This window comes from Roseibium sp. TrichSKD4 (assembly GCF_000148725.1).
Classification (GTDB): domain Bacteria; phylum Pseudomonadota; class Alphaproteobacteria; order Rhizobiales; family Stappiaceae; genus Roseibium.
Window position 1 is genome coordinate 80,892 of sequence record NZ_GL476304.1, and the last position, 11,487, is coordinate 92,378.

General features: G+C 52.6%; 11 protein-coding genes. All 11 read left to right on the forward strand.

The genetic code is table 11. The annotated features are described in order from the left end of the window. Positions 1–56: 56 nt before the first annotated feature. The 11 genes from pyrH to TRICHSKD4_RS03340 all read left to right on the forward strand — a co-directional run bounded on the left by pyrH (position 57) and on the right by TRICHSKD4_RS03340 (position 11,486). On the forward strand, positions 57–776 hold the full coding sequence (pyrH, locus tag TRICHSKD4_RS03290) for a UMP kinase (RefSeq protein ID WP_009465989.1): 720 nt from the start codon (positions 57–59) through the stop codon (positions 774–776). A gap of 109 nt (positions 777–885) precedes the next feature. After that, positions 886–1,449 carry a ribosome recycling factor gene (gene frr / locus TRICHSKD4_RS03295; RefSeq protein ID WP_009465990.1) on the forward strand — a complete coding sequence of 188 codons (564 nt, stop codon included), beginning with the start codon at positions 886–888 and terminating at the stop codon, positions 1,447–1,449. Between the two features lie 32 nt (positions 1,450–1,481). Beyond that, positions 1,482–2,249, forward strand: coding sequence for an isoprenyl transferase (locus TRICHSKD4_RS03300; RefSeq protein WP_009465991.1), 768 nt, complete (start codon positions 1,482–1,484; stop codon positions 2,247–2,249). Positions 2,250–2,308: 59 nt separating this feature from the next. Beyond that, entirely contained in the window at positions 2,309–3,121 is an 813-nt protein-coding gene (locus TRICHSKD4_RS03305; protein WP_009465992.1) for a phosphatidate cytidylyltransferase, read from the forward strand. A gap of 31 nt (positions 3,122–3,152) precedes the next feature. Next, positions 3,153–4,352 (forward strand): 1-deoxy-D-xylulose-5-phosphate reductoisomerase, encoded by a 1,200-nt coding sequence (gene dxr, locus TRICHSKD4_RS03310; RefSeq protein ID WP_050763335.1) that lies wholly within the window; start codon positions 3,153–3,155, stop codon positions 4,350–4,352. A 132-nt stretch (positions 4,353–4,484) separates the two neighbouring features. Then, positions 4,485–5,621 carry an RIP metalloprotease RseP gene (gene rseP / locus TRICHSKD4_RS03315; RefSeq protein WP_009465994.1) on the forward strand — a complete coding sequence of 379 codons (1,137 nt, stop codon included), beginning with the start codon at positions 4,485–4,487 and terminating at the stop codon, positions 5,619–5,621. Between the two features lie 165 nt (positions 5,622–5,786). Further along, entirely contained in the window at positions 5,787–8,165 is a 2,379-nt protein-coding gene (gene bamA, locus TRICHSKD4_RS03320; RefSeq protein WP_009465995.1) for an outer membrane protein assembly factor BamA, read from the forward strand. Positions 8,166–8,254: 89 nt separating this feature from the next. Next, positions 8,255–9,295, forward strand: coding sequence for a UDP-3-O-(3-hydroxymyristoyl)glucosamine N-acyltransferase (gene lpxD / locus TRICHSKD4_RS03325; RefSeq protein WP_009465996.1), 1,041 nt, complete (start codon positions 8,255–8,257; stop codon positions 9,293–9,295). A gap of 46 nt (positions 9,296–9,341) precedes the next feature. Then, the gene (gene fabZ, locus TRICHSKD4_RS03330) at positions 9,342–9,806 is read left to right on the forward strand and encodes a 3-hydroxyacyl-ACP dehydratase FabZ (protein WP_040616132.1); all 465 of its coding nucleotides are present in this window, start codon (positions 9,342–9,344) and stop codon (positions 9,804–9,806) included. A 6-nt stretch (positions 9,807–9,812) separates the two neighbouring features. Beyond that, a complete protein-coding gene (lpxA, locus tag TRICHSKD4_RS03335) occupies positions 9,813–10,610 on the forward strand; it encodes an acyl-ACP--UDP-N-acetylglucosamine O-acyltransferase (RefSeq protein ID WP_009465998.1) in 798 nt (265 codons plus the stop codon). Further along, entirely contained in the window at positions 10,611–11,486 is an 876-nt protein-coding gene (locus tag TRICHSKD4_RS03340) for an LpxI family protein (RefSeq protein WP_009465999.1), read from the forward strand. It abuts the gene before it with no gap. The last annotated feature ends 1 nt before the right edge of the window (position 11,487 follow it).

Sequence of the window (11,487 nt, forward strand, 5' to 3'; positions counted from 1 at the left end):
GCATCGTCCGGCGCTTTTTTTATGAGAGACCTTTAACAACTGACCAGGGTGCCGCCATGTCCCAACCTTTGCGCTGGAAACGTATTCTCCTCAAATTGTCCGGGGAGGCTCTTATGGGATCCCAATCCTTCGGGATTGACCCAATGATTGTTCAGCGCATAGCTAAGGAAATTGCCGACGCGGTCGCCCTTGGGGCACAAGTAGGCATCGTTGTGGGTGGCGGTAACATCTTCCGCGGTGTGGCTGTGGCTGCCAAGGGCGGAAACCGGGTAACCGGTGACCACATGGGCATGCTGGCCACGATCATGAACAGTCTGACCATTGCTGACGCCCTTCGTCGGCTGAAGGTGCAGGCGCGTGTCTTGTCTGCTGTCGCGGTGCCTTCCATTTGTGAAACTTTTTCCCAGCGCGTTGCTGATCGATACATGGAAGATGGTGAAGTAATTGTCTTCGCAGGCGGCACGGGCAACCCGTTCTTTACGACAGACAGCGGTGCAGCACTTCGTGCCGCCGAAATGAAATGCGATGCGTTTTTGAAAGGCACACAGGTCGACGGCATTTATTCGGAAGACCCGAAGGTCAACCCTGATGCCGAGCGCTATGATGAACTGACATTCGATGACATCATCCAGCGCAATTTGAAGGTTATGGACACAACTGCGATTGCCCTTGCGCGTGACAATGATATTCCGGTTGTTGTGTTCTCAATCCACACCCCCGGTGCGCTTGTAAGTGTATTGCAGGAAACCGGCACATACACAGTTGTGGGTGCTTGATAATATCGGCAATTAGGAGACACAGACCTCTTGTGTTTCGCGCAAAGTGTGCGATTTTGACCGCCACTCAAAATGTCGGGCCGCCAAGAAAAATATAGTGAGGACAAATATGTCGGTTGAAGGTGTAGATCTGGACGATCTGTCGCGTCGCATGCAAGGCGCATTGTCTGTTCTGAAAACCGAATTCTCAGGTCTTCGGACAGGGCGCGCATCTGCAAGCATGTTGGATCCAATCTCGGTTGATGCCTATGGCCAATCCATGCCGTTGAACCAGGTCGGCACAGTCAATGTTCCCGAACCTCGCATGGTTGCGATCCAGGTTTGGGATAAGGGAATGGTCTCCGCTGTTGAAAAAGCGATCCGCGAATCCAATCTTGGTCTCAACCCTGTTGTCGACGGTCAGTTGCTCCGTTTGCCAATCCCTGAACTCAATCAGGAACGCCGTCAGGAATTGATCAAGGTTGCGCATAAATATGCCGAACAAGCCAAGGTCGCTATTCGCCACGTGCGTCGTGATGGCATGGACACCGCAAAAAAGGCGGAAAAAGACGGCGATATTTCACAAGATGACCTTCATGTCGCCTCAGACGAAGTGCAAAAACTGACGGACGCCAAGATCGCGGAAGTCGACACCATGCTTGCGAAAAAGGAACAGGAAATCTCGCAGGTCTGATCGACCCGATTTGACCAACGAGTGGGGAAGCAATGACAGCCCGTCCAGAACGCATTCAGGATGTATCGCAAGCGGCAGGGGAGGAGCGCCCTCTGCCGAAGCATGTGGCATTCATCATGGATGGCAATGGACGATGGGCGAAGTCGCGCGGCCTCGCGCGCACCGAAGGGCACCGGCGTGGTCTTGAAGCGCTGCGCGGTGTTGTCCGTCACGCGGGTAAAATTGGCGTTGAGGTGGTGACCTTCTTCAGCTTCTCTTCTGAAAATTGGCGTCGCCCTCAGCAGGAAGTCAGTTTCCTGATGACCTTGCTGCGCAGGTTTATGCAGCGAGATCTTTCAGAGCTTCACGAAGCCAATGTGCGAATTCGGATTATTGGCGAACGAGAGGATCTGGAACCGGGGATCCGTAGCCTTTTGGAAGAAGCCGAAAGTCTAACAAAAGACAACACGGGGCTCACACTCGTTGTTGCCTTTAATTACGGTAGCCGTGATGAGATCGTCCGGGCAGCTCGCAAATTGAGCCTGAAGGTTGCGGCTGGCGAACTAACAGCGGATCAAATCACAGAAGACGCAGTGAGCGAAGCGCTCGACACCTCCGGTTTGCCTGATCCCGATTTGTTGATCCGCACCAGTGGTGAAATTCGGCTATCCAATTTCTTGTTGTGGCAATCTGCATACACAGAGTTTCACTTCTCTCCGTTGAACTGGCCAGATTTTGACGAAACCGCCTTTGATCGAGCGATTGCAGATTACTGCGGCCGTGATCGCCGATTTGGCGGGCTTTCTGCTAAAGTCGTTTAAAACGCACCTCACAAGGATACGGACCGCTGACCAGCCAAACGGATACCCCGCCGAAAAAAATGTCTGACCTGAAATTGCGGTTTTTATCCGCAATCGTTTTAGGTCCAGCAGTTTTGGGTGCAGCGTATCTTGGGGGATGGCCCTTTTTTGCAGTAGTTTTGCTTGCCGGTATTTTGTTCCTTTCCGAGTGGCTGACCATGACTGGATCGAGCCAGTTCGGACGTCAGGCCATTACCGGTTACGGAACTTTGATCATTGCAGCAGTTTTGTTTGCTGTTGGGCAAGGAGCAGCAAGCATAGTCGCGGTCGTGGTTGGCTCTTTGATCGCCTATGGTCTCGCTGGGTTTTCTAGAACTGGGCGGTGGGCTGCTGAAGGTGTTGTCTATAGTGGCTTTGCGGTTTACGCGTTGCTTGCGGCAAGAGCGGGCGATACTGGACTTGTGTTCGTTTTCTTTTTGCTTGTTGTGGTTTGGGCAACCGATATATTCGCCTATTTTACCGGGCGCGCTCTCGGCGGGCCCAAACTTTGGCAAAGCGTATCACCAAATAAAACCTGGTCAGGTGCGCTTGGTGGCCTACTCTCTGCAGTAGGTTTAGGCGTTGGATTGGTATATGTTTCCGGGCACTCTGGACTGCTTGGTTGGGGGCTGCTGGCCGCAGTCTTGTCTGTGGTATCCCAAGGGGGGGACCTTTTGGAATCCGCAATCAAGCGCCGGTTCAACGTCAAAGATTCTAGCGGTCTCATTCCCGGCCATGGCGGTATCATGGACCGTGTAGATGGTCTGGTTGCGGCAGCCATTCTAGCAGCTGCACTTGGATTGCTAGCAGGTGGAACAACCCTGGATCCGATTATGGGCCTTGGCCTCGGCTAAACAGGAAATTATTATGCTCGTTGAGCCGAATATGGCTGCTTCCGCGAATGCAAGTGCTAGCGATGGTCCTCTTTCAATTATCATTCTCGGTGCAACCGGCTCCGTAGGCTGCAGCGCTATCGATATCATTCGCGCTGAACCTGATCGGTTCAATGTTGTGGCTTTGGTCGCCAATCGAAATGCGGAACTTTTGGCTGAGCAAGCACAGCAGGTTTCAGCTGATTGTGCTGTGTTGGCGGATGAACGCGGACATTCTGCGCTGAAAGAGGCATTGGCCTCAACAGGTGTACAAACAAGCGCAGGTGAAGCTGCCATTTTGGAAGTGCTGGACCAACCGGCTGATATGGTTGTTGGTTCGATTGTTGGGTCTGCCGGTTTGAGGCCGACCATGGCAGCTATGAAGCCGGGGCGTACGATTGCTCTTGCAAACAAGGAATGCCTTGTATCTGCAGGAGACTTGTTCATGGCTGAGGCCGCGCACCAAAACGTGACTGTGTTGCCCGTGGACAGTGAGCACAATGCGATCTTTCAAGTGTTCGAGCAGAGCAATGCCGAACATGTCAGCAAAGTAATCCTTACTGCGTCCGGCGGCCCATTTCGGACGACACCGATTGACGCCTTGAGTTCGGTGACACGCGAACAAGCGCTAAAGCATCCCAACTTCTCCATGGGAAGCCGCATAACAATCGACAGCGCGACCATGATGAACAAGGGGTTTGAAGTCATTGAGGCGTTTCATCTCTTTCCGATCTCCGAAGACCAATTGGATGTGTTGGTCCATCCTCAGCAGATCGTTCATGGGCTTGTTCAATACAGTGATGGATCGCTTCTTGCCCAAATGGGTGCACCGGATATGCGCACACCTATTGCCCATTGCATGGCGTGGCCGAACCGGATGGCGGCACCCATTCCCCAGATAGATCTGGCAGCCATTGTGCAATTGACGTTCGAAAAGCCTGATCTAGCAAGATTCCCAGCACTCAAGCTTTCCATTGATGCCATGAAGCGCGGGCAGGGAGCGACAGCCGTTCTCAATGCCGCCGATGAAATAGCAGTCGCGGCTTTCCTGGATGGTAAAATCGGCTTTATGGACATTCCAGCATCAGTCGAGCATGTGCTTGAAGCTGCAGAGCGTAAGGGGCTTCTCTCGACCATGTCTTCGATTGATGATGTGTTGTTGCTGGATGCGGAAGCCCGCCAGCTTTGTAATGACTGGATCAAAGCCCGCTAGATGTAGGTTTGATCTGGAAAGTGTTTGTTAATTATAAAATCAACTAGGCGTGTCCATTACACTGCCGTAATTGGCCTTTTGATATGGTGCACGGAATCGGACTTTCGCCATACGGCGTATTAGAGGCTTGTAATGGATCTCATCATCTCCGCTTACGATCTGGTCATCGGCTATATCCTGCCGTTCCTTTTCGTTCTGACAATCGTTGTTTTCTTTCACGAACTTGGACACTTTTCTGTAGCTCGTTGGTGCAAGGTAAAGGTGGATGCCTTTTCGGTCGGTTTCGGTCGGGAGTTGTTCGGGTTCAATGATAAACACGGAACCCGTTGGAAGCTCTCACTGATTCCCCTGGGCGGCTACGTGAAGTTTGCAGGCGATGAAAATGCTGCAAGCATCCCGGATCGGGACCGAATTGCCGCTATGAGTGAAGAAGAACGTGCCACGGCATTTGTTGCAAAAACGGTATGGCAGCGCGCAGCCATTGTCGCAGCCGGCCCGGTCGCAAACTTCCTGCTGTCGATCGTGATTTTTGCATTCCTGTTCATGAGTTTCGGCAAGATGGTCACCTTGCCGGTTGTTGACAGTGTTCGCGATGGCAGCGCGGCTCAGGTCGCGGGTATTATGCCGGGCGATCAGATTCTCGCAGTGGACGGTGTGCCAGTCGAGACGTTCAATGACTTGCAGCGGATTGTTTCCACCAGCGCCGATATCCCGTTGCAACTGGATGTGGGGCGCGGCTCGGAGATGGTCACGCTGACTGTGACGCCGCAACTTAAAGAAATTACGGACAATTTCGGCAATACGCAGCGCATTGGTCTTTTGGGAATTACGCGGAGCATCGAACAGGGAACTATTATCAACAAGAGTTTCGGGCCGTTAGAAGCTGTCTCCGAAGGGGTGAGTGAAACCCTGTATATTGCTCAGCGCACCCTTGGGTACCTCGGCGGCGTTATAACTGGCCGTGAACCTGCTGATCAGCTTGGTGGGCCAATCCGGGTCGCTCAAGTTTCAGGGCAGGTGGCAACGCAGGGCATCGTTCCGCTTCTGTCGTTGGCTGCCGTGCTCTCGATCAGTATCGGTTTACTCAACTTGATGCCTGTTCCCATGCTTGATGGCGGGCACCTTGTTTACTATGCAGCTGAAGCAGTGCGCGGAAAGCCATTAAGTGAACGAGTTCAAGACATTGGCTTTAGGGTTGGTCTTGCCCTTGTGCTCATGTTGATGGTGTTTGCAACGTGGAATGACGTGCTTCATCTCAGCAAATTATGAACAAATCCGTGACATCGACGCAACGCACTCAAGACAAATCCAAATTCGTCCCAGAGTGTGGTTGCGAAATCCGTAAAAGCTTGTAAAACCAATTCGAGTTTTGAGAATCTTCGCAACAATGCGGAGTCTCGCGCGGGTATTAGAAAATAAAGGCATAGCTCAATTATGCAGCGATTGCACAAACTGAAAAACACCTCGCTTTTGGCGGCAGCACTCCTTTGCACGACGGCTCTCATGCCGGCTGAGATTGCGCCTTTTTCTGCGACAGTTGCTGAGGCGGCTGTTGCGCGTAACATTGTTGTTCGTGGCAATACTCGCATCGAAGAAGAAACCGTCCTCAGCTATCTAACTTTTTCCCGTGGCCGGAGTTATTCCGCAGCGGACGTTGATGAATCGCTTAAGGCGTTGTTTGCAACCGGACTTTTCGCAACTGTTGACATTAAACAACAGGGCGGAACTGTTGTTGTCGAAGTGACTGAAAACCCGATCATTAATCAGGTTTCCTTCGAGGGTAACAAGAAGCTCAACGACAGCTCTCTTGAAACAGCTGTTCGTTCGCAACCTCGCACGATGCTGACCCGCGCCCGTGTAGAATCCGATGTTCAGAACATTCTTGAAGGTTATCGTCGCTCCGGCCGTTATGATGCGTCCGTTGAGCCGAAGATTATCGATCGTGGCAACAATCGCGTGGATCTTGTTTTTGAGATCAATGAAGGTGACAAGACCGGCGTTGAGCGGATTTCCTTTATTGGCAACAAATCCTTTAGCGATGGGCGTTTGCGTGATGTCATTCGGACACGCGAAAGCGGTTTCCTGAGCTGGTTGCGCAGCACGGACACGTATGATCCTGATCGCCTTGCAGCTGACCAAGAGTTGCTTCGTCAGTATTATAACCGCAAGGGCTATGCAGACTTCCGGATTGTATCTGCCACTGCTGACCTCGATCGTGAACAAAACATCTTTTATGTAACCTTCACGGTTGAAGAAGGCGAGCGGTACGAATTCGGCGATGTTGAAATCGTTTCATCTGTGCCAGATGTTGACGCGAATGAACTTTATTCAACCTTGCGCACTAAGCCGGGTAAACGATTTGACTCACTGCGTGTTGAGCAATCCATCGAAGATCTGACCCTTCGTGTGTCCGAAAAGGGCTATGCATTTGCCCAAATCCGTCCGCGTGCGCTGCGCGATTACGAAAACAACACGATCTCTTTGATCTACTACATCGAAGAAGGTCCTCGTGCCTACGTTGAGCGCATCAACGTCATTGGTAACGACCGCACACGTGAATATGTTATTCGCCGCGAATTCGATTTGGCGGAAGGTGATGCCTTTAACCGGGTCCTGATCGACAAGGCAGAACGCAGACTCCGGAACCTTGGCTTCTTCGAGCGTGTCAACATCACAACCTCTCAGGGCAGTGCTTCTGATCGCGTCATTGTGAATGTCGAAGTTATGGAGAAAGCCACCGGTGAAGTGTCGTTTGGTCTCGGTTACTCAACCACAGACGGCGTGATCGGCGACATCTCTGTCTCAGAGCGTAACTTCCTTGGTCGTGGGCAGTACGTGAAGCTCGGTGTTGGTCGCGGCGAAAGCTCGCAAACATACGAATTTGCCTTCGCAGAGCCTTTCTTTATGGGGCGCCGGATTGCATTTGATGTCGATGCCTATCGTAGGGTCCGAGATTCCAACGACTATCGTTCGTTCGACCAGGAAACAACAGGCGGCGGTTTCGGCTTTACTCTCCCGCTGCGTGAAGAAGAGCTTCGCCTTCGTCTTTTCTATAAGATCTTCCAGGAAAAGAACACCGATCCCAATAACACCTCAACGGGTGTGACCAACTGTAATACAGCTGATCTCTCCTTGGCTGTTTGTGACTCCTTGGGTGAGTACATCACCTCGCTGGCTGGGTATCGGTTTATCTACAACACCTTGAACCGTAATCTGAATCCGACTGATGGCTTCTATGCTGCATTCGGACAGGAGTTTGCGGGGATTGGTGGCGACTCCACCTACATCAAGTCAACTGCTGAAGCGCGCGCCTATACCGAACTGCTTCCAGATTGGGGTATTGTCGGGTCTGCAAAGATCGAAGGCGGCCATATCTACGGCATTGGTGATGACCGCTTGCGGGTGTCTGAGCAATTCATGGTTGGCGGCAATATTATCCGCGGCTTTGAAAATCAGGGCATCGGCCCACGAGACAGTAAAACCGGTGATGCCCTGGGTGGCCGCATGTATATTGCTGGCTCTCTGGAAACGACTTTCCCATTCCCGGTTATCCCGGAAGAGTTTGGTCTTTCCGGTGCGGTATTTGCTGATGCAGGTACTCTTTGGGACGCGGACGACGATCTGGTAAAGATCGTTGAAAACGGCGGGAACAAGGTGAACTCCAACGATTTCGACATTCGTGCTTCCGTGGGCGCTGGTATCCGTTGGCAATCACCGTTTGGTCCACTTAGGGTCGATTTCGCTTGGCCTGTCATGAAAAATGACAAAGACGAAACACAAGTATTCCGTTTGAGCGGCGGTACACGCTTCTAATTTTGCGGAAATTGGTGCAAAACGGCTGCCGGGTGTCGGCGGCCGTTTTTGTGTTTTTGCGCTGATCAATCACTAATTTGGGAACACACATGAGCGATCCGGTCTTTTTCGAGCCCCCACAATCCGTTCTTCTCAAGAACATCGTATGTTGGGCGGATGCAGATCTGGAGCGTGGCGACGAAAACATCGAGATCTTGGGCGTTGCTCCGGTGGAGGATGCCGGGGAGGGGACATTGGTCTTCTTTGATAACGTGGTCTATTTGGATCAGCTATCGCAGACCACAGCGGCAGCTTGTCTCGTTGCTAAAAAGCATGTCAGCAAGGTTCCGGATAATGTAGCAGTGCTGGTCTGCAAAGATCCTTATCGGTCTTGGGCTCAAGTTCTTGCGAAGCTCTACCCGTTAGCAATGTCACCGGTGGATATTGCTTGCCCAACCGATGTTTCGCCGCGCGCATCGGTGGACACCAGCGCCAAACTGGAAGATGGCGTCATTGTGGAGGCCGGTGCAGTAATCGGGGCGAATGTTTCGGTTGGCGCCGGAACAGTGATCAGGGCCAATACCGTTATTGGTGCTGGCGTCCAGATTGGCCGCGGCTGTGTCATCGGACCGAATACAACAGTCCAACATAGTTTGCTTGGGGATCGTGTGTTCCTCCATCCAGGTGTATGCGTGGGTCAGGATGGATTCGGATACGCAATGGGACTGGCGGGTCATTTTAAGGTACCGCAGGTCGGCCGTGTCATCATACAAGACGATGTTGAAGTGGGTGCAAACACCACAATCGACAGAGGCGCAAACCGCGATACGGTCATCGGCGAAGGCACGAAGATCGATAATCAGGTGCAGATTGGGCACAACGTGGTTATCGGCCGTCATTGCGTGTTGGTGTCTCAAGTAGGGCTGTCCGGCAGCTGTACACTTGAAGACTTTGTCGCAATCGGCGGCCAATCAGGTGTCCGTGGTCACGTTCGCATAGGCGCGGGTGCGCAAGTTGCTGCGATAAGCTCGGTCAACGAAGACCTTCCAGCTGGTGGGCGATATGGTGGTACGCCAGCAAAGCCTGTTAAACAGTGGTTCCGTGAAGTTGCAGCTCTTCGAAAGCTTGCAGAACGTGGCTCTGGTGCTTAAGGAAATGTGAGTAGAAGACTGGCGGTTGATCGCCAAGGGGCAGACTATGGATACGACCAACGAAAAGACGCTGGAAAGCGCTGACATTCTCAAGATCATGAAACTGTTGCCACACCGGTACCCGTTTCTGCTGATTGACAAGATCATTGAGATGGATGGGGACCAGAGCGGGATCGGCATTAAAAATGTCACGATCAACGAGCCGCATTTTAACGGTCACTTTCCCGGACAACCGGTCATGCCGGGTGTTCTCCTTATCGAGGCGATGGCCCAAACCGCTGGCGCTCTTTGTGTAAATTCACGTGGTGTAGATGCGCCTCCGCAGCTTGTTTATTTCATGACGATTGACAAAGCCAAATTTCGCAAGCCTGTCGGGCCTGGCGATCAGGTCCATTTCCACGTGAACAAGATCAAGCAGCGCGCGAATATCTGGAAATTCGAAGCCGTAGCGAAGGTTGAAGGCGCCAAGGTTGCCGAGGCAGAAATCAGCGCAATGCTTGTGGACGCGTGAGGCAGCATGTCGGATATCCATTCAACAGCAATAATTGAAGACGGCGCTTTTCTGGGCGAGGGCGTCAAGATTGGCCCCTACGCGCATGTGGGCCAAAATGTTCGTCTTGGTGCTGGCGTCGAATTGAAATCCCACGCCGTAGTTGCTGGCGATACGCATCTGGGTGATGGGTGTGTGGTTTTCCCTTTTGCCTCCATCGGCCATCAAGCTCAGGATCTCAAGTACAAGGGCGAAAAAGCCATTGTGCGCATTGGTGAGAAATGCACCTTCCGAGAAGGTGTAACCGTCAATGCAGGGACAGAAGGTGGTGGCGGTTCAACCACAATTGGAAACAATTGTGCGTTTCTGGCAAACTCCCATGTTGGCCATGACAGCCATCTGGGCAACGGGATCGTTCTGTCCAACAACGTTATGATCGCAGGCCACGTTGAAGTTGCAGACGGTGTCATCTTTGGCGGTGGTTCGGCTGTAATCCAATTCACCCGGATCGGGACTGGTGCATTCATAGGCGGGCTCGCTGGCCTTGAAAATGATCTGATCCCATTTGGGATGGTGACAGGGAACAGGGCAAGCCTCGGCGGATTGAATCTGGTTGGTTTAAAACGTCGCGGTATTCCGCGCGATCAGATCCATGCTTTGCGTTCAGCCTATAAAGAGCTTTTCGAGAGCGACGAAGGAACCCTTCGCAGCCGAGCAGAAGCTATTGCAGCGCATTCAGATGACCAGCCAATGGTGAAGGTAATTACCGACTTCATCCTCGAAAAGGAAAATCGCCGGTTCTGCACGCCGCCAATCGGTGAATAGATGGCGGGCCTTCAACCCGATCGTTTTAGGGTAGGGCGCATAGCCGTAATTGCAGGCAACGGCGCCCTTCCTGAGCAAGTTGTATCCGTATTGCAATCTCGTGGCCGGGACCATCGCATTGTTGCTATCAAGGGCGAAGCGTCCGAGACGACCCGTCAGGCTGCAGCTGTTGAGTTGGGCTGGGGAGAGATTGGTCGCCTCTATAGGTTCCTAGAACGTTCGGGATGTGATGAAATCTTGCTCATTGGCGGCATTTCACAACGCCCGGATTTACGGTCTTTTGTCGGGGATTTCGGAACTCTCCGCCGTTTGCCGAAAATTCTCAAGGCATTGATTGGCGGAGACGACAGTCTCTTGAAGAAGGTCATTGGGTTGTTCGAGACGGAAGGCTACAGCGTGGTGGGTATTAAGGATGTCGCATCAGAACTCCTTGCAGAGGCTGGTACCATGGGGCGCCACCAACCAAGCGACAGCAATCTTCGGGATCTTCGTTTGGCCCTGGCCGCCACGCAGAAACTTGGCGAACTCGATATCGGTCAGGCTGCTGTTGCGATCGGAGGTCGAGTGGTCGCGCTTGAGGGGGCTGAAGGGACCGACGCCATGCTTGAGCGGTGCCAACAGCTGCGTGACACTGGTCGCGTAAAAGGCCGGACACCGGCAGGGGTCTTGGTGAAGAGCGCGAAACCGACACAGGATTTGCGGGTTGATTTGCCGGCCATCGGGCCACGCACAGTTGACCTGGCTCACAAAGCGGGGTTGGCTGGTGTAGCTGTGCACGCCGGTAATGCACTTGTTTCTGAAAGAGATTTGACACTGAGCAAGGCAAATGAGCTTGGCTTGTTCATATATGGGTTTGATTTGTCCAGCGACATATGAG